This window comes from Streptomyces sp. Je 1-79 (assembly GCF_025195125.1).
Taxonomy (GTDB): Bacteria; Actinomycetota; Actinomycetes; order Streptomycetales; family Streptomycetaceae; genus Streptomyces.
In genome coordinates this window covers 237,154-263,619 of sequence record NZ_JAMGSL010000006.1, presented here as the reverse complement: position 1 = coordinate 263,619, position 26,466 = coordinate 237,154, and the positions used below count along the sequence as shown (strand labels likewise).

Here is a 26,466-nt window from a genome sequence, read left to right as displayed (position 1 = left end):
CGTGAGCGAGACCAGCGAGCAGAAAGAGTTCCTCTGGGGGCCCGCCACCGGCGTCGGCTCCCTGCCCGGCGGTGACGCCCGGGAGGCCGCAAGGACCGTCACCGGTTCCTTCGAGGACTTCCCCTTCCTCGCCGAGCTGCCCGCACGGGGCCCCGGTGCCGACATGATCGGGCGGACCATCGGGCTGCTCGTCGAGATGTACGCGCACGTCGAGCCCAGCGGATGGCGGGTCAGCGACCGGCCCGGCCGCGACACCCGGCGCGCCCGCTCCTGGCTCGGCGAGGACCTCGACGCCCTGGAGGAGTTCACCCAGGGCTACGAGGGTCCGCTCAAGGTCCAGGCGGTGGGCCCCTGGACCCTGGCCGCGGCCCTGGAGCGGCGCGGCGGCGAGGCCGCGCTCGGCGACCCCGGCGCCTGCCGGGACCTCACGGGCTCCCTCGCCGAGGGCCTCGGCGCCCACCTCGCCGAGCTCCGCAAGCGGATCCCCGGCGCCCGGCTCGTCCTCCAGCTCGACGAGCCCTCCCTCACGGCCGTCCTGCGCGGCCACGTCCGTACCGCCAGCGGCTACCGCACCTACCGGGCCGTCGACCGGCAGGTCGTCGAGAGCGCGCTGCGCCAGGTGATCGCGGTCCACGACGGCCCGGTCGTCGTCCACTCCTGCGCCCCCGACGTGCCGTTCGGGCTGCTGCGCCGGGCCGGTGTCTCCGGGGTCTCGTTCGACTTCGGTCTCCTCACCGAACGTGACGAGGAGCAGATCGGTGAGGCCGTGGAGTCCGGCACCAGGCTCTTCGTGGGCGTGGTGCCGTCCACCGACACGGCATTGTCGGACCCGGGCGGTAGCGTCATGGGTGTCAGGACGCTGTGGCGCAGGCTGGGGCTGGATCCGGGGACTCTCGCCGAGTCCGTGGTGGTCACCCCGACGTGCGGTCTCGCGGGCGCTTCGCCCGCGTACGCCCGCGCGGCGCTCGCCCACTGCGCCCGGGCGGCGAGATCGCTCGCGGACAACCCTGAGTGACTTCGGTCAGAGGCAACGGGAGGACGAGGAACGGTGGCAGTCGAACAGGGGGCTCCGCCCGCCGAGGCACGGGAGAAGCACGCGGACCTGGCCGAGCGGGTCGAGGAGCACCGCTTCCGGTACTACGTGAAGGACCAGCCGGTCATCAGCGACGGCGAGTTCGACAAGCTCCTGCGCGCCTTGGAGGCGCTGGAGGAGGAGTACCCCGAGCTGCGCACGCCGGACTCGCCGACGCAGAAGGTCGCCGGGCAGTACGCGACGGAGTTCACCTCCGTCGAGCACCGGGAGCGCATGCTCTCCCTCGACAACGCCTTCGACGACCTGGAACTGGCCGCGTGGGCCGAGCGGGTCGCCCGTGACGTCGGCACCCCCGACCACCACCTGCTGTGCGAGCTCAAGGTCGACGGCCTCGCGGTCAACCTGACGTACGAGCACGGCCGGCTGACCCGGGCGGCCACCCGCGGCGACGGCCGGACCGGCGAGGACATCACGCCCAATGTCCGTACGATCGCGGACATCCCGGAACGGCTGCACGGCGACCGCGTCCCGGAGCTCGTCGAGGTCCGCGGCGAGGTCTACTTCCCGATGGAGGCCTTCGAAGGGCTGAACGCACGGCTGGTGGAGGCGGGCGACAAGCCCTTCGCCAACCCGCGGAACGCGGCGGCCGGTTCGCTGCGCCAGAAGGACCCGAAGGTCACCGCGGGCCGCCCGCTCCGCATGGTCGTCCACGGCATCGGCGCCCGCGAGGGCTTCGACATCGACCGCCTCAGCGAGGCCTACGGGCTGCTGCGCGAGTGGGGGCTGCCGACCGCCCAGCACAACAAGGTGGTCGGTTCCCTCGACGAGGTACGGGAGTTCATCGCGTACTTCGGCGAGAACCGGCACTCCGTGGAGCACGAGATCGACGGGGTCGTCGTCAAGCTGGACGAGATCCGCCTCCAGGGCCGGCTGGGCTCCACCGCGCGCGCCCCGCGCTGGGCGATCGCCTGGAAGTACGCGCCGGAGGAGGTAAACACCAAGCTGGTCGACATCAAGGTCGGTGTCGGCCGGACGGGCCGGGTCACTCCGTACGCCCAGGTCGAGCCGGTCACGGTCGCCGGCTCCGAGGTCGAGTTCGCGACGCTCCACAACCAGGAGGTCGTGAAGGCCAAGGGCGTGCTGATCGGCGACACGGTCGTGCTGCGCAAGGCCGGTGACGTCATCCCGGAGATCCTCGGCCCCGTCGCCGATCTGCGGGACGGCACGGAGCGGGAGTTCGTGATGCCCGCCGAGTGCCCCGAGTGCGGGACGGCGCTGCGGGCCATGAAGGAGGGCGACATCGATCTGCGCTGCCCCAACGCGCGGACCTGCCCCGCCCAGCTGCGTGAGCGTCTCTTCTACCTGGCAGGCCGTGAGTGCCTGGACATCGAGAACTTCGGCGCGGTCGCCGCGGCGGCGCTGACCCGCCCGCTGGAGCCCTCCGCATCCCCGCTCGTCGACGAGGGCGACCTCTTCGACCTCACGATCGAGCAGCTGCTCCCGATCAAGGCGTACGTCCTCGACGCGGACAGCGGGCTGCCCAAGCGGGATCCGAAGACCGGCGAGGAGAAGGTCGTCACGGTCTTCGCCAACCAGAAGGGCGAGCCGAAGAAGAACGCGCTTGCCATGCTGAAGAACATCGAGGACGCCAGGACGCGCCCGCTCGCCCGCTTCGTCAACGGGCTCTCGATCCGTCATGTGGGGCCCGTCGCGGCCCAGGCGCTGGCCCGCGAGTTCCGCTCCCTGGAGCGGATCGAGCAGGCGAGCGAGGAGGAGCTGGCGGCCGTCGACGGGGTGGGCGGGATCATCGCCGCCGCCGTGAAGGACTGGTTCTCCGAGGAGTGGCACCGCGAGATCGTCCGCAAGTGGCGGGCGGCCGGTGTGCTGCTCGAGGAGGAGGGCGCCGGCGAGGACCAGGGGCCGCGTCCGCTGGAGGGCCTGACCGTCGTCGTCACCGGCACGCTGCAGAAATTCACCAGGGATGGCGCAAAAGAGTCCCTCCAGAGCCGCGGCGCGAAGGTGACCGGTTCCGTTTCGAAGAAGACCGACTTCGTCGTCGTCGGCGAGAACCCCGGATCCAAGTACGACAAAGCGATGCAGCTGAAGGTTCCGGTTCTGGACGAGGCCGGCTTCGCCGTCCTGCTCGAACAGGGACCCGAAGCTGCTCGGGAGGCCGCGGTTCCGGTCGAGGGATAGCCGGGAGGGGCGGAAGGAGAGCCCTGGGACAGCCGCGCGCATGTCACCCGTTTGGCGCATACCAGATCGTGAGGGGTGGCCAGGTCGCATTCGGGCAAGACATGGAGAGCGCTGCCCGTCGCAGCCTTACGCGGCCTACTGTTGTGACCGTGCGTCTGTCGCGCACGGCCGCGCGAGGCTCTGCCGGCCGTGGCGGCACGACAACGGCCCATCGCGTTGCAACGGCACCGCCGGCTGTGAGAGGGACGGAATGAAACCGACCGAGAGTGCCGCCGCCCCGGTCGCACGGCCGCGTCGTCGCGCGGCCTTCGTGGGCATCACCTCCGGGCTGCCCGGAGCCGTGGTGGCCCTCGCCGCCGCCGTGCTCGTCACCGGGCTCTACCGGGTGCTGAGCACCGGCCACGGACTCTTCCCCGGCGGCGTGGAGGGCTGGTCCCTCGCCGTCCTCACCGGACTCATCGTCGGACACCTGGTCGCCCTCGGCCGCGACCGCTGGTGGGGCGGCACCGGCTCCGGCGCCGCCCTCACCCTCGCCGTCCTGCTCCTCTACGGCTGGGTCCCCGCCGGTCTCGTCTCCATGGCCGTCGTCCTCCTCGTCGGCGCGGCCCGCCGGCACCGCTGGCGCCAGGGCCTGCTGCACGGGGCCGTGGACGTCCTCGGCGTCGGCGCGGCCGCCCTGGTCCTCGCCGCCTTCGGAGACGTACCGACCGTCGAACAGCCCTGGCAGCCCCCCGACTGGGGGATCACCGACGTGCCGGAGGTCGTGCTCGCCGCCGCCACCTACCTCGTGGCGACCCGGCTGCTCCTGTGGTACGCCCTGTCGCCCCGGACCGGCGGACTGCCGACCGTCGCCCGCACGGCCCTGCTCCGGCAGGGGCTCGTCGCCGTCGCCCTGCTCGGCATCGCCCCGCTGATCTGCGTCGTCGCCGTCGCCCAGCCGGTGCTGCTCCCGCTCTTCGCCGTCCCGCTCATCGCCCTCGACTCCACCCTCTGGATCGCCCGCGCCCGCGCCGAGGAGCAGCTGCGCGACCCGCTCACCGGGCTGCCCAACCGCCAGTGGCTCCTGGAGCGGGCCTGGACCGCCCTGGAGGAGGCCGAGGGGGAGGGCGCCCGCTCCGCCCTCGTCCTGATCGACCTCGACCGTTTCCGATCGGTCAACGACACCCTCGGGCACCTCGCCGGGGACCGGCTCCTCCTCCAGATCGCCGAGCGGCTCAAGCTCGCCCTGCCGCGCGGGGCGGAGGCCGCGCGGCTCGGCGGTGACGAGTTCGCCGTCCTCCTGCCCATCGCCGACTCCACCACCAGCGCCCAGCGGGTCGCCCGCCACCTGGTGGCCGAGCTCTCCTCGCCGCTCGACCTGGACGGCCTCACCCTCGTCCTGGAGGCGAGCGCGGGCGTCGCGGTCTTCCCCGACCACGCGCTCGACGCCGAGGGGCTGCTGCGCCGGGCCGACGTCGCGATGTACCAGGCGAAGCGGGACCGTACGGGTGTGGAGGTGTACGAGTCGAAGCGCGACTCCAACACCCCCGACCGGCTCGGTCTCCTCGGCGACCTGCGACGCGCCCTGGACGCCGGCGAGGTCGAGCTCCACTACCAGCCCAAGGTCCGCTTCGACGGACAGGTCGCCGGCCTGGAGGCCCTGGTGCGCTGGGTGCACCCGGAGCGCGGGCGGGTCCCTCCCGACGAGTTCATCGCCATCGCCGAGTCCTCGGGCCTGATGCCCCACCTCACCGAGTACGTCCTGGAGACCGCGCTCGCGCAGGTCGCCCGGTGGCGCGCCCAGGGGTTGAACGTTCCTGTGGCGGTCAACGTCTCGCCCCGGGACGTCCACACCCCCGGTTTCGCCGGCGCGGTCGCCGCCCGCCTCGCCCGGCACGGCGTCCCGGCCGGTGCCCTCCAGCTGGAGATAACGGAGCACGTGCTCCTGGAGGACCCGCAGCGCGCCGCCGACACCATGGCCGGGCTCACCGGCCACGGCGTGAAGATGTCCCTGGACGACTTCGGCACCGGCTACTCCTCCCTGGTGCACCTGCGGCGCCTCCCGGTGAGCGAGCTGAAGATCGACCGCTCCTTCGTCGCCCGGCTCGCCGTGGACGCGGAGGACGCCGAGATCGTCCGCTGCACGCTCGACCTGGCGCACTCGCTGGGGCTGCTCGTGGTCGCCGAGGGCGTCGAGGACGACGAGACCTGGGAGCGCCTGCGGGACCTGGGCTGTGACGCCGTCCAGGGCTGGCTGGTGGCCGCCGCGATGCCCCCGGCCGAGGCCACGGCCTGGCTGCTCGCCCGCGGCGAGCACGGCTGGCGCCGCCCCTCGGAGCAGGCCGCGCTGGACGCCGCGGAGGCGACCGCGGCCGTCGACCTCGACCACCCCTCGGGCCAGGTGGTGCAGTAGCCGCGGGGCCGCCCGGCGCGGCGGCCCGCGGCGGGCGGCGGGCGACCGTTTCACGGGTTGCGGCGCGGGCCCCATAGGATTGGGCCCACACCATCAGACTCACCCCGTGAGGATCGCATGCCTGGCATCACGCGCGAGGAGGTCGCCCACCTCGCACGGCTGGCGCGTCTGGAGCTGAAGGGCGAAGAGCTCGATCACTTCGCCGGTCAGCTCGACGACATCATCGGCGCGGTCGCCCGCGTCTCCGAGGTCGCCGACCAAGACGTACCGCCGACCTCCCACCCGCTGCCGCTGACGAACGTCATGCGCGCGGACGAGGTCCGTCCGTCGCTCACCCCCGAGCAGGCGCTCTCCGGCGCCCCGGCCCAGGAGCAGCAGCGTTTCAAGGTGCCGCAGATCCTGGGGGAGGACTAATCACATGACGGACAGCACCATCATCAAGCTCACGGCCGCCGAGATCGCCGCGAAGATCGCCTCGGGCGAACTCACCGCGGTCGAGGTGACCGAGGCCCACCTCGCCCGGATCGAGGCCGTCGACGAGAAGGTCCACGCCTTCCTGCACGTCGACCGCGAGGGCGCCCTCGCCCAGGCCCGCGCCGTGGACGAGAAGCGCGCCAAGGGCGAGAAGCTCGGCCCGCTGGCCGGCGTCCCCCTGGCGCTCAAGGACATCTTCACCACCTCCGGCATGCCGACGACCGTCGGTTCGAAGATCCTCGAAGGCTGGATCCCGCCGTACGACGCGACCCTGGTGAAGAACCTCAAGGCCGCCGACGTCGTCATCCTCGGCAAGACCAACATGGACGAGTTCGCCATGGGGTCCTCCACCGAGAACAGCGCCTACGGCCCCACGGGCAACCCCTGGGACCTGACCCGGATCCCCGGCGGCTCCGGCGGTGGCTCCTCCGCCGCCCTCGCCGCCTACGAGGCCCCCCTCGCGATCGGCACCGACACCGGCGGTTCGATCCGCCAGCCCGCCGCCGTCACCGGCACCGTCGGCGTCAAGCCGACCTACGGCGGGGTCTCCCGCTTCGGCATGGTGGCCTTCTCCTCCTCCCTCGACCAGGGCGGGCCCTGCGCCCGTACGGTCCTGGACGCGGCGCTCCTGCACGAGGCCATCGCCGGGCACGACCCGCTGGACTCGACCTCCATCGACGCCCCGGTGCCGCAGGTCGTCGAGGCCGCCCGCAACGGCTCGGTGGCCGGCATGCGCGTCGGTGTCGTCAAGCAGTTCCGCGGCGAGGGCTACCAGGCCGGTGTCGTGCAGCGCTTCGACGAGTCCGTCGAGCTCCTCAAGGAGCTGGGCGCCGAGATCGTCGAGCTGGACTGCCCGACCTTCGACCTCGCCCTTTCGGCGTACTACCTGATCGCGCCGTCGGAGTGCTCCTCCAACCTGGCCCGCTTCGACGCCATGCGCTACGGCCTGCGCGTCGGCGACGACGGCACCCGTTCGGCCGAGGACGTCACCGCCCTCACCCGTGAGGCCGGCTTCGGCGACGAGGTCAAGCGCCGCGTCATCCTCGGTACGTACGCCCTGAGCTCCGGCTACTACGACGCGTACTACGGCTCGGCGCAGAAGGTCCGTACGCTCATCACCCGCGAGTTCGAGCAGGCCTTCGAGCAGGTGGACGTCATCGTCTCCCCGACGACGCCCACCACCGCCTTCCCGATCGGCGAGCGCGCCGACGACCCGATGGCGATGTACCTCGCGGACCTGTGCACCATCCCGACCAACCTGGCCGGCAACGCCGCCATGTCGCTGCCCTGCGGTCTCGCGCCGGAGGACGGCCTGCCGGTCGGCCTGCAGATCATCGCCCCCGCCATGAAGGACGACCGGCTGTACAAGGTCGGCGCCGCCGTCGAGGCCGCCTTCGTGGAAAAGTGGGGTCACCCGCTGCTTGAGGAGGCTCCGTCGCTGTGAGTGCCATGGCAAAGAAGGCCAAGAACTTCAAGAAGTCGAAGACCGGCGTCTACGTCTCGCTGGCGACCACCGCGTTCGGTGCGATCAGCGTCGCGAAGCAGGCCAAGATGGCCCGCAACGACAACGACATGCTGCGGCTGATCGACTCCGCCGTGTCCGCCGCCGCCATCGTTACCGGCCTGGCGATCCTCTACCGGGAGCTGAAGCGCCTGGGCGACGACGACGTCCTGCTGGGCTGAGAGGGAAAGTCTCACTGTGACCGTCACTGAACTGCTGTCGTACGACGCGGCGCTCGCTGCGTACGACCCCGTCATGGGCCTGGAGGTCCATGTCGAGCTCGGCACGAAGACCAAGATGTTCTGCGGCTGCTCGACCGAGCTGGGCGCCGAGCCCAACTCGCAGACCTGCCCCACCTGTCTCGGTCTGCCGGGCTCGCTCCCGGTCGTCAACGCGATCGGCGTCGAGTCCGCCGTCAAGATCGGTCTCGCGCTGAACTGCGAGATCGCCGAGTGGTGCCGCTTCGCCCGGAAGAACTACTTCTATCCGGACATGCCGAAGAACTTCCAGACCTCGCAGTACGACGAGCCGATCGCCTTCAACGGCTATCTGGACGTCCAGCTGGAGGACGGGGAGATCTTCCGCGTGGAGATCGAGCGCGCCCACATGGAGGAGGACACCGGCAAGTCGACGCACATCGGCGGCGCGACGGGCCGGATCCACGGCGCCTCGCACTCGCTGCTCGACTACAACCGGGCCGGCATCCCCCTCATCGAGATCGTCACCAAGCCGATCGAGGGCGCCGGCGAGCGTGCCCCCGAGGTCGCCAAGGCGTACGTCGCCGAGCTGCGCGAGCTGATCCGCGCGCTGGACGTCTCCGAGGCGCGGATGGACAAGGGCCAGATGCGCTGCGACGTGAACCTGTCGCTGCGCCCGCACGGCACCAAGACCTTCGGCACCCGCTCGGAGACGAAGAACGTCAACTCGCTCCGTTCGGTGGAGCGCGCGGCGCGCTACGAGATCATGCGCCACGCGGCCGTGCTGACCTCCGGCGGCACGATCGTGCAGGAGACCCGTCACTTCCACGAGGACGACGGCTCCACCACCTCCGGCCGGATCAAGGACAACGCCGAGGACTACCGGTACTTCCCGGAGCCCGACCTCGTCCCCGTCGCCCCGGCCCGTGCGTGGGTCGAGGAGCTGCGTGCCGGACTGCCCGAGCTGCCGCGCGTGCGCCGCAACCGGCTCCGCGAGGAGTGGGGCGTCTCCGAGCACGACATGCAGTCGATCCTCAACGCGGGCGCGGTCGACCTGATCGTCGCGACCACGGACGCGGGCGCTCCGTCGGACCAGGCCCGCAAGTGGTGGATGGGCGAGCTGGCCCGCTCCGCCAACGAGTCGGGCACCGCCCTGGACGAGCTGCCGATCACCCCGGCGCAGGTCGCCCGGGTGACCGAGCTGGTGGCCTCCGGCGACCTCACCGACAAGCTGGCGCGCCAGGTCATCGAGGGCGTGCTGGCCGGCGAGGGCGGTCCGGACGAGGTCGTCGAGAAGCGCGGCCTGAAGGTCGTCTCCGACGAGGGCGCGCTCTCCACGGCGGTCGACGAGGCCATCGCGGCCAACGCGGGCATCGCCGACAAGATCCGCGGCGGCAAGGTGGCCGCGGTCGGCGCCCTGGTCGGCGCGGTCATGAAGGCCACCCGCGGCCAGGCGGACGCGGCGCGCGTGAAGGACCTGATCCTGGAGAAGCTGGGCGTCAGCGAGGGCTGAGCGTCCGGCTTGTGCGCGTGAAGGGCGTCGCCCCGGGTCTCACGATCCGGGGCGACGCCCTCTTCGTAGCATCGTGAGGCAGCCGGACCGGGTCTTCCTCAGCCGGGTGAGGAGCTCGGTGTAGGCGGGCGGATTGGTGGGCGAGGACCGTTCGGCGAGGTCGATCGCCTCGTCGAGGGGCACCAGCGCCTCCGCCCACCGTGTGTCGAGGGCGAGGAAGCGACCCAGGTTGTTGAGGGTCCGGGCCAGGTCGAAGGTGTACGCGGCGGGGGTGCGGGTCACGGCCGTGCGGTACAGCTCGACGGCGCGACGGGTGACGGCGAGCCCCTCGGGGCGTCGCCCGGCCGTCTCCAGGCACATGCCCAGGTTGGAGAGCGCCATCGCGAGGTCGGTCCGGTGGAGGTCCGGATTCCCGGCGTACAGCCGCTCAAGGATGGCGACGGCCTCCCCCACCGGGCCCAGGGCCTCAGCCTGACGCTCCGCCTCCATGAGGAACCTGCTCAGGTTCGTCAGCGACCTCGCCAGGTCGATCTCGTGGGCTGCCAGGTTCGCCGCAGCGAGCCGGCGCCGGATCGCGGTGGACTCGGCGGTGACGTCGACGGCCTCGGCCGTCCGGCCCGCCTCGCCGAGGTCGGCGCCCAGACTCAGGAGGGCGTTGGCGAAGTCCGGTTCGTGCGCGGCCGCGTTGACTTTCGCGAGGCGGCGTAGGAGGGAGGCCGCCTCCTGGGAGAGGACCAGGGCTTCCGCCCTGAGCCCCTGGAGAGCGAGGTGGTTGGCCAGATTGATGAGCGACTTCGCAAGGTCTGGCTCGTGGGCCGCGGGGTCCTGTTCGGCGAGCCGCCGACGGATCGCCACCGTCTCCCGCGCCGTCTCGGCTGCCTCCGGCTGGCGGCCGAGGCCGGAGAGACAGTTACCGAGGCCGTGCAAGGCGTTCGCCAGGAACTCCTCGTGTACGGGATCGAGCGCGGCCATCCTGCGCCAGGCCGCCACCGCCCGCTCGCCCATGGCGAGGGCCTCCTCGAGACGACCCAGCGCGGCGAGCCAGATGGCCACGTTGCCGATGAGCCCGGCATGTATTCCTCCGTACAGCACGGGTTCGGCCGGGGCGAGCCGCGCCATCAGGACTGCGGCCTCCACGGCCACCGCCTGGGCCTCCTCGGGCCGCCCGAGGAGGCCCAGGCAGGTGGAGAGACCGCTCAGGGCGTGGGTCAACGCGAGGATGTCGTCGGTCTCGTCGTACGCGTCGACGGCCCTCCGGGCCGCATCCAGGGCTTCGTCGAGGCGACCGGAGTTCGAGAGCCGGTTGCTCAGCTCGGCGTACGCCACCCCGCGTGCGGCCGGGCCGTCGTCGAGTGTCAACAGATGGTCGGCGAGCCGCTGGGTGAGGACCGCCATTCCCGCGTCGAGGTCGACATGGCGGCGGATGGGGAATCGGCCGACGATGGCGGAGAGCAGCGGCGGCGGTATGTCGTCCAGCGCCGCGAGTCCGCTCAGTGCGGCGCTCCCGCCCGCGAGCGCCAGGCCGGGATCGGCTTCGAGCAGCGGGTACAGAGACCCGGACCCGACGTGCGGCCAGCGCTGCGCGGCGGCGGTGAGGAAGGTCACGGCACGGCCTTGGTGTCGCCCGAGCAGGTCGGCGACGACGGCCCCGGCCCAGGGCGTGGCGGGGTAGTCGGCCCGGTGGCCCGGCAGGGTGAGGGCGAGGAAGTCCTCGGCGAGCCGGTCGGGATAGAGCGGTTCGAGGACGGTGCCGAGGCCGGGTTCGGCGGGCGGGTAGCAGTACGCGTGGTCGTCCAGGACACGGCGGACGTCGGCGTGTTCGAAGCCCAGGTCACGGACGACGGCCGCGCCCGGCGAGGCGTCGACGGCGCCGGTGAGGGTGGCGGCGAAGACGGTCCGGTTCATGGCCTGCGGCGGGGTGGCGTAGGACCCGCCGCGAGCGAAGAGCGTCGCCCAGTGCAGCTGCTCACGGTCCAGGAGGTAGACGGTGAGTCCGGCCATGTCGGTGGGCGGCCGGCGACCGGTCGCGAGCGCGTCGACGGTGACGAGGGCGGCCATGTGGAGGGCGAGCGTCAGCCCGTACGGGGGAGGGTCCGGGCCCTCGCCCCGCGGCCGCACTCCGTACCGTACGGCGAAGCTGTCGTGGGCGGTTCGGTACATCTCGGCGTGGGCCTCGGAGCCGTCGGGCAGCTCGTCGAGGAGAAGACTCGATGTGGAGGCCCGGTGGTTGGCGAGGGAGGCGCGTACGGCGGGCCAGGCGTCGGCCGTACGGGCGAGCAGCAGGATCCTGGTGGGCAGCCCGGGCCGGTGGAGCAGGGCGTTGCTGAACAGCCACGTGAGGTGGGTGAGCGGCCACCGGTCCGCGTAGTCGACGACCAGCAGGACGCCGGGATGCCCGTCGATCGTCAGGTCCTGACTGCCGGGCGGCGGCTGGACCGACCCCGGGCCGTTGGTGGCGGCGACGACCCGCCAGCCCGCCTGCTGGGTCTCGTCGGCGAACCGCGCCGCGAGGCGGGTCTTGCCCTGCCCACCGGGCGCGTGCATCCAGCGGACGGCGAGCCGGGGCGACGTCTGGTCGCGCCACGCGCGCAGATCGGCGAGCTCGGGCTCCCGCCCGGTGAACGGCACCACCTCGAAACGAGAGTTGAGCATCCGGCTCGGTAACTCCCGCAGCCACTCCGGATCGGGCGGCGACGCGGGGCGCCAGTTCTGGAGGAGGTAGACGGGCGACCCGTCGCCGAACACATGGATGTCGGCGCCGATGACGCCGTACGCGTACCCGGCGTAAGCGGTGACGTGCTGCTCGGCGCTCACGCGTCCGGGCGGGGTTCGGGGCCCTGGTGGAAGACGATGTTCCCGTGCTGGACCCCGAAGACACGTCCGTTGCCGTGGGCGGTGTTGTGCTGCACGGAGTGCTGGGCCCCCGGGGTGTCCCGTATCAGCGCGCGCAGCTCGTCGGCGTACTCCGGGTGCTCGGCGAGGAGGGCGCCCAGCCGCAGCGCCCAGGCGGGTACGAGCGCCTGCCGCGCCTCGCCGGCGTTCTCGGCGCCGGCGACGAGGGCGGCGTCCTCCTCGAGCCGCCCCTCGACCTCCGCCCGCCCCCGGAACAGCCGGACGACGCCGTCCCGGGTGACCTGCCAGGCGTCCGTGGCCATCGCGGCGACGACGGCCCCGCCGCCGGCGGCGGCCAGGGCGGTCAGCGACTCCTCTAACACCCGGCCTCCGCGACGAAGGCGGCCCACGCGGCGGGCGACACGGTGAAGACCGGGCTGCCGTCGGCGAGCTTGGAGTCGCGGACGTGGACGGCGGCGGGGTGCGCGGCCACCTCGACGCAGTCGCCGCCCTCGCTGCCGCTGTAGCTCGACTTGCGCCAGTCGTAGGCGACTTCGAGGCAGGCGCCGCCCTCGTCACCGCTGTAGCTGGACTTGAACCACGAAAGTGCGCTTGCGTTCATGTCTCTCCCGCCAGACGTTCCAGCAGGCCCATGGTGTCCTCGGGCGTCAGGGCCTGTGACCGCAGCATTCCATACTTGGCCTGGAGGATGCCGACCTCGTCGGGGTCGTCGATGAGGAAGCTGACCCGCTGCCCCTCGATGTAGGCGACGTGGTCGTGGTCGGGGGTTTCGACGAGCACCATGGGGCCGTCGAGTCCCGCGTGCTTCGTCCGGCTCTTCGGGATGATCTGGAGGGCGAGGAAGGGGAGTTCGGCCATCTCCCGCAGATGGAGGATCTGCCCCCGCAGCACGTCACGGCCGCCGATCGGCCGCTCCAGGATGGACTCGTCGAGGAGGAAGCACATCATCGGCGGCCAGGGCTTCTGTTCGAAGATCCGGTGCCGGTCGATGCGTGCAAGGAGTCGGTCCTCCGCCTCCTGCGCGGTGATCGGGGGATAGAGGCAGTCGAAGACCCCCCGGGCGTACTCCTCGGCCTGGAGCAGGCCCGGCACCACTTGGTTCTGATAGGAGCAGAGGCTCAGTGCCTCCGCCTCCAGTTCGATGAAGTCCTGCGCGAACGCCGGATACCGCTCCCGCTCCGGCACCTTCCGCACCGCCGCCGCCAACGCGCCCCTCGTGTCGAGCAGTTCGTCCAGCTCCGTCGCCAGCTTCAGCCGCAGCGCCCGCCGGCCCTGTTCGATCGAGCCCAGCGTCTCCAGGCCCACGCAGACCTGGGTCGCGAGCTGGGGTTGCGTTATCCCCGCCTGCTGGCGGTAGAGCGCCACGAGGGCGCCGATCACTTCCCATGTGGGCGTCTTTTTCCTGGAGTTCGCTCGCCGTGGCATGTGCGGTGACATCCCCGTACCGTGCGCGCGCGATACCTCTTCGGACCCGTACAAAAGATTTGTACGGGTGGCGGACCTGGGGCGCTTCCTGCCCCACCCGCCACAGTCGTCGCCATGACCGACCGACTGCCCCTGTTCAGGGAGGCGTTCTACCGTCGTGAACGCCGATCCGTCCCCCTCGCCCGCGACTTCACGCGCAAGGCTCTCGCCGACTGGGGCCTGGACGAGTGTGCGGACGACGTACTCCTGTGCGTGAGCGAGCTCGCCACCAACGCCCTGCTCCACGGCGTCCCGCCGGGCCGGGGCTACCGGCTCCATCTCTATCTGGAGCGCCCCGGGCCCCTGCGTGTCGAGGTCCACGACAGCGGCGACGGTGTCCCGGCCGCTCGGGAGCCCTCGTGCGGGGAGTCCGGGCGCGGGCTGTTCCTCGTCGCGGCGCTGGCCGACCGCTGGGGCGTGGGGGAGCGGAACCCCGGCAAGGTCGTCTGGTGCGAGTTCCACCGGGGCGGCGGCCTGGCGGTCACAGGCTCGTGAAGAGGCCGTCGAGCGGGGCCGGTACCTGGCCGGGGCCGAGGGCCTCCACCAGGAGGCGGCCGTAGCGGATCTTGCGGCCCTTCTTCGTGCCGAGGAAGCGCCGCAACTGCCGCTCCCGTGGCCGGCCGTGCTGCGCCGGCTGGCTGAGGAAGGTCTGCCACGGTCTCAGGTCGCCCGCGTCCCGGACGATCTCCTCGACCCTCGCCGTGCCGAGCGCGCGGATGAGCTCGTCCTCCAGGTCCGCCGCGCACACGAAGAAGCCGCCGCTCGGCGCCCCGGCCCGCTTCAGCCCGCGCGCGTAGAAGTCCCGCTCGCCCTCGTCGCACAGTCCCGTCAGGCGCAGGCCGAGCCCGGGCGGTCCGAGGAGGCCGGCGTAGCGGGCCACGTTCATCGCCCCGCCCATCGGCACCACGCACACCCCCTCGGCGGCGAGGTCCCGGCCGCGCCGTTCGGCCAGCGCCTCCACGGCCTCGAAGTCGCTCGCCCCTTCGAGGAGCACCGCCGTCCGCAGCCCCAGCCGCTCCGCCAGCTCGCCCGCCGGCCCGCCGGGCCCGCCGGACGCCCAGTTGCCGACCACGTCCCGGAACGCCCCCATGTCCACCATGGACCGAGTCTGCCCGCCCGCCGACCGGCGCGGTACGGATTTATCGCGCGCTTGGACTCCTGCCATCGAGTGTTGGACGTTCACCACCCGGTCCGCGCCGGGCCTTCCGCGCGTCACCCGGCCTCACTACCGTCCCCGGCGTACCACCCAATGGCTCGAAGGCGAACCATTGGCCGTCGACTGGAGGTCGGTCTTGTCCCCCGAGAAGTCCCGGATGTCCCGCCGCAGGGTCCTCGCGCTGGGCGGAGGCGCGCTCGGCGCCGCCGCCGCGGGCTCGCTGCTCCCGCCCTCGCTCCAGCAGGCGATCGCCGCGGGACCGCCGGCGGGAGGCCTGTCGGCCGTTCGCCACGTGGTGATCCTCATGCAGGAGAACCGTTCCTTCGACCACTACTTCGGTACCCTCCGCGGAGTCCGCGGCTTCGGCGACCGGAACGCGATCGAGCTCCCCTCCGGCACACCCGTCTTCGAGCAGCCGGCCGCGCTCGGCCGGACCGTGCTGCCGTTCCCGGTCCGGGGCGCCGCCGAGACCCAGCAGAAGGACCTCCAGTACATCGGCGACCTCGACCACTCCTGGAGCGGCGGCGCCAAGGCCTGGCGCGACGGCTGGATGGACGGCTGGGTCTCGGCCAAGACCGCCGCGACCATGGCGTACTACGACCGCCAGGACATCCCGCTCCACTACGAGCTCGCCGACACCTTCACGATCTGCGACGCCTACCACTCGTCCACCCACACCTCGACGAGCCCCAACCGCAACCACCTCTGGTCCGGCTGGACCGGCTACGAGGCCGACGGCAGCCGCGCCGTCACCAACGCCGCGTACGCCGAGGGCACCCACCCCGGCTACCCCTGGCCCACCTACGCCGAGCGTCTCGAAGCGGCCGGGCGGAGCTGGAAGACGTACACCGAGTGGGAGAACTTCACCGACAACAACATCGAGTTCTTCACCTCCTTCAAGAAGATCGCCCGCAAGGCCCTCGCCCCCACCGGCGGGCACACCTTCATGGAGTCCCTCTACGCCGCCGTCCGCGACACCGACGACACCGCCGAGCGGGCCCGGCTGCTCGCCGCCCTGGAGGACGGTGTCGCCACCCTCACCGCCGCCGAGCGCTCGCTCTTCGAGCGAGGACTGCGCCGTGTCGAGACCGGGAAGCTCGCCGACGCCTTCCGCGCCGACGTGGCCGCCGGGACGCTGCCCGAGGTCTCGTACCTCGTCCCGTCCGCGATCGACTCCGAGCACCCCGGCTCCTCCTCGCCGATCGCCTCCGCCTCGCTCGTCTACAAGGTGCTCGACGCCCTCGGCTCGCACCCGGACGTCTGGCGGCACACCGTCGTCCTGATCAACTACGACGAGAACGACGGCTTCTTCGACCACGTGCCGCCGCCCGTCCCGCCCGCCGAGAACACCGACGAGCGCTGGAAGGGCCTGCCCACCGGCCTCGGCATCCGCGTACCGCTGCTCGTCGTCTCACCCTGGTCGGTCGGCGGCTACGTCTGCTCCGAGACCTTCGACCACACCTCCGTGATCCGGTTCCTGGAGCGGCTCACCGGCATCCGGGAGCCCAACATCACCCCCTGGCGGCGCGCCGTCACCGGCGACCTGACCTCCGCCTTCGACTTCCGGCGCGCCCACCGGCAGCCCGACGTCGAGGAGCCCGGCCCGATCCCGCCGTTCTCCGGCCGCTGGCGGCCGCAGCCCCCGGCCGTCCAGCGGATGCCGGTCCAGGAGCCGGGCGCCCGCCCGGCCCGCCCGCTGCCGTACCAGCCGGACGCCCAGGCCCGCGTCGACGGCGGAGCGATCACCGTCGACCTCCAGAACACCGGGAAGGCCTCCACGCACTTCGCGCTGTACCCGTACGCCGGTGAGTTCACCGTCCCCCAGCACCGGGACGTAAGGGGCAGGGCCCAGTGGGCGGTACCCCTTACGCGTGATCGTTACCGGTTCACGATCACGGGCCCGAACGGCTTCCGCCGCGAGTTCGAGGGCCCGGCGACGGGCGGTGCCGAACTGGCCTCGCGCATCGACCACCACGACCGTGACCTGCATCTCACCGTCCGTAACACCGGGAACGCGTCGGTCTCCTTCACGGTCCGGCCGGTCGGCTACGTCGACGAGGACGACCTGCGCGACTGGTCCCGTACGGTCACGGTCAAGCCCGGCCGGAGCCGCACCCTCGTGCACTCCGCGGCCGACGCGCACGGCTGGTACGACATCGAGGTGACCGCCCCCGGCGGCTTTCGCCGACGGCTCATGGGGCACATCGAGAACGGGCGGGCGAGCGTCTCCGGCTGAGCCCCGGCCGCGGTGCGCGGGAGGCCGGGACCAAGGGCCCGGCCTGGCCGCGGCGGAAGGCCGGGACCAAGGGACCGACCTTCCGTGCACCGCTGTGAGTAACGACACGAAACGGGCAAAGGATCTCTTAAGGCTGCAAGAGTGGCCTCACGTAGGTCATGCGTTCTTTGCGGGCTTCCCCGGTAAAGATCCACGAACCACCCACCAGGGAGCCCGTCCTTTGGCAGCCATCGCACGGTGGTGCATCAAGCACCGCCTCGTAGCCGTTCTGCTCTGGCTCGTCGCCCTCGGCGGCTCCGTCGCCGGAGCGTCGGTCGCGGGCTCCGCGTACTCCAACGACTACGAGGCCCCCGGCACCGAGTCCGGCCGTGCGACCGCCCTTCTGGAGAAGGGCTTCCCGGGCTCCGGCGGTGACGGCAACACCATCGTCTGGCACACCGACCGGGGCAGCGTCCGCGCCACCGGCGTCGAGCAGCGCATGACCGAGATGCTCGACGAGGTCGCCGGCCTGCCCGGCATCGCGTCCGTGACCTCGCCGTACGAGGACAGCGCCGCCGCCCAGGCACAGATCAGCGCGGACGGGCACACCGCCTACGCCTCCGTGGTCTTCCACGAGCAGGCCGACGACATCCCGGAGTCCCAGGCCCAGGCCCTGGTCGACACGGCCCGCGGAGCCGGCGGCGACCAGGTGCAGGTCGAGCTCGGCGGCAGCGCCGTCGCCCTCACCGAGGCCTCCGGCGGCCATGTCGCCGAGGCCGTCGGCGTCGTCGTCGCGGCCGTGGTCCTCTTCCTCGCGTTCGGCTCGCTCGCCGCCTCCGCGCTCCCCATCGCCACCGCGCTCGTCAGCGTCGGCATCGCGTACTCCGGGATCGTGCTCCTCGGCCACGTCATGACGGTCGCCGACTTCGCGCCCATGCTGGGCATGCTCATCGGCCTCGGCGTCGGCATCGACTACGCGCTCTTCATCGTCACCCGCCACCGCAAGGGCCTCACACGCGGGCTCTCGGTCGCCGAATCCGCGGAGATCGCCGTCGCGACCACGGGCCGTGCCGTCGTCTTCGCCGGCGCGACCGTCTGCATCGCGCTCCTCGGCATGCTCATCCTGCGGCTCAGCTTCCTCAACGGCGTCGCCATCGCCGCCTCGCTCACCGTGGTCCTCACGGTCGCCGCCTCCGTCACCCTGCTGCCCGCGCTGCTCTCCCTCATCGGGGCGCGGGCGCTGTCGCGCCGCGAGCGACGGCACCTCGCCGAGCACGGACCGCAGCCCGAGCTGCCGACCGGCTTCGCGGCCCGCTGGTCCGCCTTCGTCGAGCGCCACCCCAAGCTGCTCGGCGCCGTCGCCGCCGTCGTCATGCTGGTCCTGGCGCTGCCGACCCTCTCGCTCCACCTCGGCACCTCCGACCAGGGCAACGGCCCCGCCACGTCGACGACCCGGCAGGCGTACGACCTGCTCGCCGAAGGCTTCGGGCCCGGTGTCAACGGGCCGCTCACCCTCGTCGCCGAGATCGACGGCGCCGACGACCGCGTCGCGATCGGCGAGCTGCCGTCCGAGCTGGCGCACACCCGCGGTGTCGAGGCCGTCTCCCCGGTCACGTACAACAGCGCGGGGGACACCGCCGTCCTCACCGTCGTACCGGACTCCTCGCCGCAGTCGAAGGCGACGAGCGAGCTCGTGGACCGGCTGCGCGCGGACGTGCTGCCCGCGGCCGAACAGGGCACCTCGCTCGATGTGCACGTCGGTGGCGTCACCGCCTCGTACGACGACTTCGCCGAGATCATCGTCGGCAAGCTGCCGCTCTTCGTGGGCGTCGTGATCGCCCTCGGCTGTCTGCTGCTCCTGGTCGCCTTCCGGTCCCTCGGCATCCCGCTGAAGGCCGCGCTCATGAACATCGCCGCCGTCGCCTCGGCCTTCGGGATCGTCGTCGCGGTCTTCCAGTGGGGCTGGGGCAGCGAGCTGCTCGGGCTCGGCAGCGCGGGCCCGATCGAACCCTTCCTGCCGGTCATCATGGTGTCGGTGCTCTTCGGGCTCTCCATGGACTACCAGGTCTTCCTGGTCAGCCGGATGTACGAGGAGTGGCTGGAGACCGGCGACAACCGTCGCGCGGTCCGGGTCGGCCTCGCCGAGACCAGCCGTGTGATCAACTCCGCGGCGGTCATCATGATCTCCGTCTTCCTCGCCTTCGTGCTCTCCGGCGACCGGGTCGTCGCGATGTTCGGCATCGCGCTGGCGGCGGCCGTCGCCCTGGACGCCTTCGTCCTGCGGACCCTGCTCGTACCGGCCCTCATGCACATGCTCGGCGGGGCGAACTGGTGGCTGCCCAGGTGGCTCGACCGCCGCATGCCCCGGATCAGCATCGAACCGCCGGAGTCCCGCGCCGCCGCCGACGCCCGTGCGATGATCCCCGTGCAGCGCGTGACGGTGACGAAGGCGGAGGACAACGACGGTGTTCGCGATATCACTGGGTGACGACGGCGCCGAACTGAGGCCGCTGGAGCCCTCGTACGCCGAGGAGTTCCTCACCCACATGAACCGCGGCCGGGAGTACGTCGGCCAACACATCGCCCTCGCCGACGTGGTCTCCGACCCCGCCTCGGCCCGCTCCTTCCTCCAGGCGTACGCCGAGAAGGCAGCGAACGACGCTGGCCGGATCTACGGCATCTGGACCGAGGGCACCCTCGTCGGCGGCGTGCTCTTCCGCGCCATGGACGTGAGCCTGGGGACGGCCGAGGCCGGCTGCTGGCTGGAGCCCTCCGCGGTCGGCAAGGGCCTGGTCACCCGGGCCGCGCGGACGATCATCGACTGGGCGATCACGGAACGCTCCATCCACCGCGTCGAGTGGCTGGTGTCCTCGAAGAACGAGGCCAGCATCGCCGTGGCCCGGCGCCTCGGCATGACCAAGGACGGCGTGCTCCGGGAGAGTTACCCGTACCGCGGCGAGCGCCTCGACATGGAGGTCTGGTCGGTGCTCGCGCCGGAGTGGAAGGCGCTCAGGGCCGCGCGGGCGTCTTAAGACACTTCTCATGAGCGGCACCTAGCGTGCGGTTCATGACTATCAAGACTGACGAGACGAACGCGTCCGAAGAGACGGCGGACGGGGTGAAGACGGCGAAGGTGTCCGGCGGCACGGCCGACGCCGTCGAGCCCGCCGATGCCGTCGAGCCCGCCGACGCCGTCGAGCCCGCCGACGAGCGGGATGACCTGGACGAGGAGCCGGACGACGACCTGACCGACGCCGAGACCGGCGCGGCTCCCGCGGCCGGCGACGGAGTGGGCGCGGGCGCCGCGGCCGTCGTCTCCGCCGCCCTCGGCGTCGCCGCCCTGACCGGGACCTGGGTCGGGAAGGTCGCCAGCGAGCGCGAGACACTCGTCGGTCAGATCAAGGCCCAGAGCGGCACCGCCGCCCAGCAGATCTCCGAGATCTACGGCGACGCCTGGCACACCACCGCGCTCGTCAACGGCGTCTTCGCGTTCCTCGCCCTGATCACCGCCGTGATCGTCCTCACCCGCCCGCGGCCGCCCGTCTGGGTGCGCGCCGTGGCCGTCGCCGGAGCCGTCCTGGGCGGGATCGGCATGTTCCTCTCGGCAGGCATGTACTTCGACCTCTTCCTGAGTCTCCCGGCCGCCCCCTAAGGCCCCCCGGGGTCCGCCTAAGGCCCTCCGTACGCCGAACATGCGGCACTCTCCCGATGTGGCAGCACCCCCTGGGCGACGAGAGTCGAGGCATCGCAACGAGCGATTCCGACACCAGGGAGAACGAGATGTTCGCGTACGAACTGCACCGCATGCACCACTCCGAGCTCCTCCGTGAGGCCGCCGCCCGGCGCCTGGTCCGTCAGGCCGTCAGGACGCGGCGGGCCGCGAAGGCCGACCGGTCCGGCGGCCAGGACACAGAGGGGCAGGTGGGAACCAGACATCGCTTCGTCCGGGCCGCGTGAGCCCTTCATGCCCCGGACTCCGCACCTCTGTGCGATGCTCGGCGCCGTGGAGACCAGGTCAGTCAGCCCCGTGTTCGTCGGCCGGGCCGGTGAGATCACCGCCCTCACCGAGGCCCTCGCCCGCGCCGGCGAGGGGGAGCCCCAGGCCCTGCTCGTCGGCGGTGAGGCAGGCGTCGGCAAGACGCGGCTCATCGAGGAGTTCGTCGCCGCGGCCTGCGAGCGCGGCGCGTACGTCGCCGTCGGGGGCTGTGTCGAGATCGGCGCGGACGGGCTCCCGTTCGCGCCGTTCTCCACGGCCCTGCGCGCCCTGAGCCGCCGGCTCCCGGACGAACTGGCCGCCGCCGCGGCCGGCCAGGAGGGCGAACTCGCCCGGCTCCTCCCCGAACTCGGCGACGTCGGCAGCCACGAGCCCTCCCACGAGGACTCCACCGCCCGCCTCTTCGAACTGACCGTACGGCTCCTGGAACGCCTCGCCGCCGACCGGACGATCGTGCTCGTCCTGGAGGACCTGCACTGGGCCGACGCCTCCACCCGGCACCTCCTCGCCTACCTCTTCCGGACCCTGCGCCGGGGCCGGATCGTCGTCGTCGCCACCTACCGCTCCGACGACATCCACCGCCGCCACCCCATGCGCCCCCTCCTGGCCGAACTGGACCGGCTCCGGACCATCCGCCGCATCGAACTCGCCCGGTTCACCCGCGCCGAGGTGCGCCGCCAGCTCACCGGTATCCTCGCCGCCGAACCCGACGCCGCCCTCGTCGACGGCGTCTTCGAACGCTCCGACGGCAACGCCTTCTTCGTCGAGGAGCTCGTCGTCTCCCACGAGGCCGGCTGTGCCACCGGCTCCCTCAGCGACTCCCTGCGCGACCTGCTGCTCGTACGGGTCGAGGCGCTCCCCGAGGACGCCCAGCGCGTCGCCCGGATCGTCGCCGAGGGCGGCTCCACCGTCGAGTATCCGCTGCTCGCCGCCGTCGCCCGGCTCTCCGAGGACGACCTCTTCGAAGCGCTCCGGGCCGCCGTCGGCGCCAACATCCTGCTCGCCGCCCCCGACGGCGACGGCTACCGCTTCCGGCACTCCCTGGTCCGCGAGGCCGTCAGCGACGACCTGCTGCCCGGCGAGCGCTCCCGCCTCAACCGCCGCTACGCCGAGGCCCTGGAGGCCGATCCCTCCCTCGTCCGCGCCGACGAGCGAACGACCCGCACCGCCACCTACTGGTACCACGCCCACGACCCCGCCAAAGCGCTGCCGGCCGTGCTCCGCGCCTCCGTCGAGACCCGCAAGCGCTACGCGCACGCCGAACAACTCCGGCTCCTCGAACGGGCCATGGAGCTCTGGGACGAGGCCCCCGAGCAGGTGCGGCGCTCGCTGCGGCCGATGGACTACGCCGAGGCGTACCCGCCGTGCGGCTGCGACCCCGAGACCACGCCCCTGCGCTATCTCGACCTCCTCGCCGAGGCCGCGTACGCCGCCCGGCTCTGCGGGGAGCGCGAACGCGCTCTGAAGATAGGCAAGATGGCGCTGCGGCTCCTCGAAGGGGACGAGGCCGAGGAGCGCGACCCGCTGCGGTCCGCCTGGTTCTGGACCGAACGCTCCCGCCTCGTCTCCGGACTCGGCCGCTCCGACGGCTGGGCCGAGATCGCCACCGCCCAGGAGCTCGTCAAGGGCCTGCCCCCGTCCGGCGTGCACGCCCGCGTCCTCGTCGTGGCCGCCGGCTGGGGCATGCTCCACAAGCCCGGCCCCGAGAGCCTCGCCGCCGCCGAACGGGCCGTCGAATACGCCCGTCTCGTCAAGAACGAGTCCATCGAACTCGCCGCCCGCCTCAACCTCGGCACCCTGCAGGTCGGTGCGGGCGACCGCGAGACCGGACTCGCCACCATGTACGAGGTCCGCGACCGCACCCGCGCCCTCGGCCTCCACCACGAGTCCTCCCGCGCCCACATCAACCTCTCCCACTCCCTGGAGAACCTCGGCCGCTCCCGGGAGGCCGTCGCCGTCGCCGAGGACGGCATCCGGCTCGCCCGCGACCACGGACTCCTCGACAGCCAGGGCTGGATCCGCGCCAACCTGGCGGATTCGCAGTTCTCGCTCGGGCTCTGGTGCGAGGCACAGCGCAACTGCGAGTGGCTGGAGCAGGCCGGAACCCGGTCCAAGCCGCGCGGCTCCGCCGCGCTACGGCTGGCCCAACTGGCCGTCGCCCGGGGCGAACCGGCCACCGCCGCCACCCAGCTCGCCGCCGCCCGCGAGCACTTCGGCGAGGCCGACCCGATGCCGCAGTACACCATCCCCCTGCGCATGGTCGAGCTGATCCTCGCCGCCGCCTGCGGACGGATCCAGGACGTACGGACCGTGCTCGGCGCCGCCGTGGAGTCCGGCTTCCCACCCGGCACCCACCGCGAAGCCTGGCCGCTGCTCCTCGCCGCCGCCACCGCCGAGGCGGACGCCCTCGGCCTGCCCGCCGCCGAGGAGGGCCGGGCCGAGACACTCGCCCTGCTCCGCCGCTGCGCCCGGACCATGGCGACCCCGGCACCCGTCTGGGAGGCGTACGCCCTGCACACCTCGGCCGAGCTCGAACGCGCCGAGGGCCGCCACCCCGTCGACCGCTGGACGGAGACCGTCGCCGCCCACGAGCCGCTGGAGCGGCCCTACCCGCTGGCCCTCGTCCGGCACCGCCTCGCCGACGCCCTCCTCGCCGAGGGCGGCCGGCGTGACGAGGCCGCCGCGCTGCTCCGCGAGGCCCACGCCACGGCCGTCCGCCTCCGCGCGCACCCGCTCCGCGAGGACGTCGAACTCCTGGCCGCCCGCGCCCGCCTCCCGCTGACCGCTCCGGACCGCGCCCCGGACCCGGACCCGGGTGACGACGCCTTCGGCCTGACCCCCCGCGAACAGGACGTCCTGCGCCTGGTCGCGGCGGGCCGCACCAACCGCCAGATCGCCGAGGAGCTCTTCATCTCCCCGAAGACGGCGAGCGTCCACGTCTCGAACATCCTCGCCAAGCTGGGCGTCTCGGGCCGCGGCGAAGCCGCCGCCCTGACCCACCGCCTCCGCCTCCTGGAGCCGGCTCCCTAATCAGCCCGGCCCCCGTCCTCGCCGTCCTCGCCGCCTCCGCGGCCGTCCTCGTCGTCGCGGGCCGGCGGAGCCGGCACGCGTATCGTCACCGCGCCCGAGCCGAGGTCTATCGGCCCCCGCCCGGGGTCCCCGTCACCCAGGTCCTCCCGGGTCAGCTCCAGCCGCTGCCGCTCGTCGTCGGTGTGCTTGCGGCCCGGTGCGAACAGCTCTTCCATCAGGTTGAACATCGCGCCCCTATCCGACCTCCAGGCGGAGGATCTTGTCGTCACCGGGACCCGGCGTGCCCCGGGTGTCCGTCTCGCTCGTGGTCAGCCAGAGCCGGCCGTCACCCGCCGCCAGGACCGTGCGCAGACGGCCGTACTCCTCCACGAGGAACGCCTCGGGCTCTCCCGAGCGTTCCGCTCCGGAGACCGGGATCCGCCACAGCCGCTCGCCTCTCAGGCCCGCCATCCAGATCGCGCCGTCGGCGTACGCGATCCCGCTCGGCGAGGCCTCGTCCGTCCTCCACTCGGCCACCGGGTCCACGAGGCCGGAGACGTTCGCCGTGCCCTCCGCCTTCGGCCAGCCGTAGTTCTTCCCCGCCCGGATCAGATTCAGCTCGTCCCAGGTGTTCTGGCCGAACTCGGCCGCCCACAGCCGACCGTCCGGGTCCCAGGCCAGACCCTGCACATTGCGGTGACCGTACGAATAGACCACCGAGCCGGGGAACGGATTGCCCGGCGCCGGCTTCCCCTCCGGTGTCATCCGGAGGATCTTGCCGCCCAGCGACTCCACGTCCTGAGCGAGCCCCGTCTCGCCCCGCTCGCCCGTCCCCGCGTACAGCATCCCGTCCGGGCCGAACGCGATCCGCCCGCCGTTGTGCACATTCCCCTTCGGGATGCCCGAGAGCACCACCTCGGGCGCTCCCAGCCGGTCCATCGCCCCGCCGCCGTACGGCATGCGGACGATGCGGTTGTCCGTCTCCCCGGTGAAGTACGCGTACACCCAGCCGTCCCGCACGGCCAGGCCGAGCAGCCCGCCCTCACCGCCGGGAGCCACTCCCGGCACCTCTCCGGCCCGCGTCTTTCTCCCGGACTCCGCATCGACCCGGGTGACCGTGCGCTCGTCGCGCGAGGCGACGAGGAGATCACCGTCCGGCAGTGCGGCGACACCCCACGGCGACTCCAGATCCTCGGTCAGCGTCCCGGCCACGCGCACGGAGCCGGGGGAGCTCCCCGTCCCCGATTCCGTGGCGGACACGGACACGGACGGGGATCCGGAAGGCGACCCGGCCCCCTCCCCGCCCTCGCCCGACGCACACCCCGACAGCAGCCCCAGCACGGCGGCGGCCCCGACAGCTCCCACAAAAGCTCGGCCCACGGTCCCGATCCCTTCAAGCGGCGATCACTATCCTTGATACACCGCTCGGCCCGATCAGGTTCCCGCTCTCAGTCCCACGATCCCCGCGGCCCCGGCAGACGCGCGATCTCCGCGAGATCCCCGGCCGTGAGCAGCAGCTCCGCCGCCCCCGCGTTCTCCACCGCCCAGCACTCCCGCTTCGCCCCCGGGATCGGCACCACGTGCGGCCCCTGGGCCAGCGCCCACGCCAGCGCCACCTGCGCCGGAGTGACGCCCTCCCCGTGGCGCGCCGCCACCCGCCGCAATCCCGCCACCAGCGGCTGGTTCGCCGCCATCATCTCCGCGGTGAACCGGGGATGCCGGGCCCGCGGGTCGTCCGGCTCGAACCCGCCGCCCGGCGTCAGCGTCCCGGTCAGGAACCCGTTCCCCAGCGGCATCGCGGCCAGGAACCCCACACCCCGCGCCTCGCACCACGGCAGCAGCCGCTCCAGCGCCTCCGGGGACCACACCGACAGCTCGGCCTCCACCGCGCTCACCGGGAAGACCTGCTGGACCCGCTCCAACTGCCGGATCGTTCCCTCGTGCAGGTGTGCCCCGCCGCGCCGCGCCGCCCGCGCCCCGACCGCGCAGAACCCGAGCGCCCGCACCTTGCCCGCCGACACCAGCTCGGCCATCGCGCCCCAGGTCTCCTCGACCGGCACCTCCGGGTCCGCCCGGTGCAGCTGGTAGAGGTCGATCACATCCGTCTGCAGCCGTCGCAGCGAGGCGTCGCAGGCCCGCCGTACATATCCGGGCCGGCCGTTGGCCACGACGTGCTGATCGCCCACGAGCAGACCGCACTTGGTCGACACGAACGCCTCGGCCCGGCGTTCCTTCAACGCCCGCCCCACCAGCAGCTCGTTGGTGAAGGGCCCGTACATGTCGGCGGTGTCGAGCAGGCTCACCCCGGCGTCCAGGGCCGCGTGCACCGTACGCAGCGAGCGGTCGCCGCGCTGTTGCGACGCGCTGTAGGCCCAGTTCATCGGCATGCAGCCCAGGCCGACCGCGCCCACGTCGAGCGCCGCCGCCCCGATAGTCCTGCGCTCCACCTGCCGGTACCCCTCCCTGTGC

At 72.5% G+C, this 26,466-nt stretch carries 22 protein-coding genes; 14 read left to right on the top strand and 8 right to left on the bottom strand.

Annotation, left to right across the window (positions count from 1 at the left end; genetic code table 11):
• Position 1: 1 nt before the first annotated feature.
• The 7 genes from M5362_RS14130 (at position 2) to gatB (ending at position 9,306) form a co-directional block, all read left to right on the top strand.
• On the top strand, positions 2 to 1,015 hold the full coding sequence (locus tag M5362_RS14130) for a methionine synthase (protein WP_260227841.1): 1,014 nt from the start codon (positions 2 to 4) through the stop codon (positions 1,013 to 1,015).
• A 33-nt stretch (positions 1,016 to 1,048) separates the two neighbouring features.
• Positions 1,049 to 3,229 carry an NAD-dependent DNA ligase LigA gene (gene ligA, locus M5362_RS14125; RefSeq protein WP_260227840.1) on the top strand — a complete coding sequence of 727 codons (2,181 nt, stop codon included), beginning with the start codon at positions 1,049 to 1,051 and terminating at the stop codon, positions 3,227 to 3,229.
• Between the two features lie 250 nt (positions 3,230 to 3,479).
• Positions 3,480 to 5,621: a bifunctional diguanylate cyclase/phosphodiesterase gene (locus M5362_RS14120; RefSeq protein ID WP_260227839.1), complete on the top strand. Its 2,142-nt coding sequence runs from the start codon at positions 3,480 to 3,482 to the stop codon at positions 5,619 to 5,621.
• A 117-nt stretch (positions 5,622 to 5,738) separates the two neighbouring features.
• Positions 5,739 to 6,035, top strand: coding sequence for an Asp-tRNA(Asn)/Glu-tRNA(Gln) amidotransferase subunit GatC (gene gatC / locus M5362_RS14115; RefSeq protein ID WP_015036350.1), 297 nt, complete (start codon positions 5,739 to 5,741; stop codon positions 6,033 to 6,035).
• A 4-nt stretch (positions 6,036 to 6,039) separates the two neighbouring features.
• Positions 6,040 to 7,539 carry an Asp-tRNA(Asn)/Glu-tRNA(Gln) amidotransferase subunit GatA gene (gatA, locus tag M5362_RS14110; RefSeq protein WP_260227838.1) on the top strand — a complete coding sequence of 500 codons (1,500 nt, stop codon included), beginning with the start codon at positions 6,040 to 6,042 and terminating at the stop codon, positions 7,537 to 7,539.
• A 5-nt stretch (positions 7,540 to 7,544) separates the two neighbouring features.
• Entirely contained in the window at positions 7,545 to 7,778 is a 234-nt protein-coding gene (locus M5362_RS14105) for a hypothetical protein (RefSeq protein ID WP_189513203.1), read from the top strand.
• Positions 7,779 to 7,794: 16 nt separating this feature from the next.
• Positions 7,795 to 9,306 (top strand): Asp-tRNA(Asn)/Glu-tRNA(Gln) amidotransferase subunit GatB, encoded by a 1,512-nt coding sequence (gatB, locus tag M5362_RS14100; RefSeq protein ID WP_260227837.1) that lies wholly within the window; start codon positions 7,795 to 7,797, stop codon positions 9,304 to 9,306.
• A gap of 39 nt (positions 9,307 to 9,345) precedes the next feature.
• On the opposite strand, the gene M5362_RS33140 is transcribed toward gatB, so the two are convergent.
• The 4 genes from M5362_RS33140 to M5362_RS14080 are packed head-to-tail and all read right to left on the bottom strand — an operon-like array spanning position 9,346 to position 13,584.
• Positions 9,346 to 12,120 carry a tetratricopeptide repeat protein gene (locus M5362_RS33140; protein ID WP_260227836.1) on the bottom strand — a complete coding sequence of 925 codons (2,775 nt, stop codon included), beginning with the start codon at positions 12,118 to 12,120 and terminating at the stop codon, positions 9,346 to 9,348.
• Positions 12,117 to 12,521 (bottom strand): hypothetical protein, encoded by a 405-nt coding sequence (locus M5362_RS14090; RefSeq protein ID WP_260227835.1) that lies wholly within the window; start codon positions 12,519 to 12,521, stop codon positions 12,117 to 12,119. The genes M5362_RS33140 and M5362_RS14090 overlap by 4 nt, the downstream gene beginning before the upstream one ends.
• A complete protein-coding gene (locus M5362_RS14085) occupies positions 12,515 to 12,760 on the bottom strand; it encodes a DUF397 domain-containing protein (protein ID WP_260227834.1) in 246 nt (81 codons plus the stop codon). Before M5362_RS14085 ends, M5362_RS14090 begins: the two co-directional genes overlap by 7 nt.
• Entirely contained in the window at positions 12,757 to 13,584 is an 828-nt protein-coding gene (locus M5362_RS14080) for a helix-turn-helix transcriptional regulator (RefSeq protein WP_260227833.1), read from the bottom strand. The genes M5362_RS14085 and M5362_RS14080 overlap by 4 nt, the downstream gene beginning before the upstream one ends.
• A gap of 114 nt (positions 13,585 to 13,698) precedes the next feature.
• On the opposite strand from M5362_RS14080, the gene M5362_RS14075 reads away from it, so the two are divergent.
• Positions 13,699 to 14,118, top strand: a complete 420-nt coding sequence (locus M5362_RS14075; protein WP_260227832.1) for an ATP-binding protein — start codon at positions 13,699 to 13,701, stop codon at positions 14,116 to 14,118.
• Here M5362_RS14075 and M5362_RS14070 read toward each other — a convergent pair.
• Entirely contained in the window at positions 14,105 to 14,722 is a 618-nt protein-coding gene (locus M5362_RS14070) for a TOPRIM nucleotidyl transferase/hydrolase domain-containing protein (protein ID WP_260227831.1), read from the bottom strand. The two genes, M5362_RS14075 and M5362_RS14070, sit on opposite strands and share 14 nt — an antisense overlap.
• A 214-nt stretch (positions 14,723 to 14,936) precedes the next feature.
• On the opposite strand from M5362_RS14070, the gene M5362_RS14065 reads away from it, so the two are divergent.
• The 6 genes from M5362_RS14065 (at position 14,937) to M5362_RS14040 (ending at position 24,018) form a co-directional block, all read left to right on the top strand.
• Complete coding sequence (locus M5362_RS14065) at positions 14,937 to 17,015, top strand: phosphocholine-specific phospholipase C (protein WP_260227830.1); 2,079 nt, start codon at positions 14,937 to 14,939, stop codon at positions 17,013 to 17,015.
• Between the two features lie 220 nt (positions 17,016 to 17,235).
• A complete protein-coding gene (locus M5362_RS14060) occupies positions 17,236 to 19,482 on the top strand; it encodes an MMPL family transporter (protein ID WP_260227829.1) in 2,247 nt (748 codons plus the stop codon).
• Complete coding sequence (locus M5362_RS14055; protein ID WP_260227828.1) at positions 19,460 to 20,026, top strand: GNAT family N-acetyltransferase; 567 nt, start codon at positions 19,460 to 19,462, stop codon at positions 20,024 to 20,026. The genes M5362_RS14060 and M5362_RS14055 overlap by 23 nt, the downstream gene beginning before the upstream one ends.
• Positions 20,027 to 20,061: 35 nt before the next feature.
• Positions 20,062 to 20,646 carry a hypothetical protein gene (locus M5362_RS14050; protein ID WP_260227827.1) on the top strand — a complete coding sequence of 195 codons (585 nt, stop codon included), beginning with the start codon at positions 20,062 to 20,064 and terminating at the stop codon, positions 20,644 to 20,646.
• Positions 20,647 to 20,774: 128 nt separating this feature from the next.
• The gene (locus M5362_RS14045) at positions 20,775 to 20,951 is read left to right on the top strand and encodes a hypothetical protein (RefSeq protein WP_260227826.1); all 177 of its coding nucleotides are present in this window, start codon (positions 20,775 to 20,777) and stop codon (positions 20,949 to 20,951) included.
• A 34-nt stretch (positions 20,952 to 20,985) separates the two neighbouring features.
• The gene (locus tag M5362_RS14040; RefSeq protein ID WP_374214470.1) at positions 20,986 to 24,018 is read left to right on the top strand and encodes an AAA family ATPase; all 3,033 of its coding nucleotides are present in this window, start codon (positions 20,986 to 20,988) and stop codon (positions 24,016 to 24,018) included.
• Here M5362_RS14040 and M5362_RS14035 read toward each other — a convergent pair.
• From M5362_RS14035 to M5362_RS14025, 3 genes are all read right to left on the bottom strand, one after another.
• Entirely contained in the window at positions 24,015 to 24,245 is a 231-nt protein-coding gene (locus M5362_RS14035) for a DUF6191 domain-containing protein (RefSeq protein WP_260227824.1), read from the bottom strand. The two genes, M5362_RS14040 and M5362_RS14035, sit on opposite strands and share 4 nt — an antisense overlap.
• Positions 24,246 to 24,252: 7 nt before the next feature.
• The gene (locus tag M5362_RS14030; RefSeq protein ID WP_374214461.1) at positions 24,253 to 25,377 is read right to left on the bottom strand and encodes a sorbosone dehydrogenase family protein; all 1,125 of its coding nucleotides are present in this window, start codon (positions 25,375 to 25,377) and stop codon (positions 24,253 to 24,255) included.
• Between the two features lie 68 nt (positions 25,378 to 25,445).
• Positions 25,446 to 26,444 carry an aldo/keto reductase gene (locus tag M5362_RS14025; protein WP_260227823.1) on the bottom strand — a complete coding sequence of 333 codons (999 nt, stop codon included), beginning with the start codon at positions 26,442 to 26,444 and terminating at the stop codon, positions 25,446 to 25,448.
• Positions 26,445 to 26,466 lie beyond the last annotated feature (22 nt).

What these genes read in the sequence shown, in the direction of transcription:
- M5362_RS14120 (WP_260227839.1), top strand. Translation starts at nt 3,480, where the DNA reads ATGAAACCGACCGAGAGTGCCGCCGCCCCGGTCGCACGGCCGCGTCGT.
- M5362_RS14075 (WP_260227832.1), top strand. Translation starts at nt 13,699, where the DNA reads ATGACCGACCGACTGCCCCTGTTCAGGGAGGCGTTCTACCGTCGTGAA.
- M5362_RS14080 (WP_260227833.1), bottom strand. Translation starts at nt 13,584, where the DNA reads ATGCCACGGCGAGCGAACTCCAGGAAAAAGACGCCCACATGGGAAGTG.
- M5362_RS14040 (WP_374214470.1), top strand. Translation starts at nt 20,986, where the DNA reads ATGCTCGGCGCCGTGGAGACCAGGTCAGTCAGCCCCGTGTTCGTCGGC.
- M5362_RS14070 (WP_260227831.1), bottom strand. Translation starts at nt 14,722, where the DNA reads ATGGTGGACATGGGGGCGTTCCGGGACGTGGTCGGCAACTGGGCGTCC.
- M5362_RS14045 (WP_260227826.1), top strand. Translation starts at nt 20,775, where the DNA reads ATGTTCGCGTACGAACTGCACCGCATGCACCACTCCGAGCTCCTCCGT.
- M5362_RS14085 (WP_260227834.1), bottom strand. Translation starts at nt 12,760, where the DNA reads ATGAACGCAAGCGCACTTTCGTGGTTCAAGTCCAGCTACAGCGGTGAC.
- M5362_RS14035 (WP_260227824.1), bottom strand. Translation starts at nt 24,245, where the DNA reads ATGTTCAACCTGATGGAAGAGCTGTTCGCACCGGGCCGCAAGCACACC.
- M5362_RS14065 (WP_260227830.1), top strand. Translation starts at nt 14,937, where the DNA reads ATGTCCCGCCGCAGGGTCCTCGCGCTGGGCGGAGGCGCGCTCGGCGCC.
- M5362_RS14050 (WP_260227827.1), top strand. Translation starts at nt 20,062, where the DNA reads ATGACTATCAAGACTGACGAGACGAACGCGTCCGAAGAGACGGCGGAC.
- gatA (WP_260227838.1), top strand. Translation starts at nt 6,040, where the DNA reads ATGACGGACAGCACCATCATCAAGCTCACGGCCGCCGAGATCGCCGCG.
- M5362_RS14105 (WP_189513203.1), top strand. Translation starts at nt 7,545, where the DNA reads ATGGCAAAGAAGGCCAAGAACTTCAAGAAGTCGAAGACCGGCGTCTAC.
- gatC (WP_015036350.1), top strand. Translation starts at nt 5,739, where the DNA reads ATGCCTGGCATCACGCGCGAGGAGGTCGCCCACCTCGCACGGCTGGCG.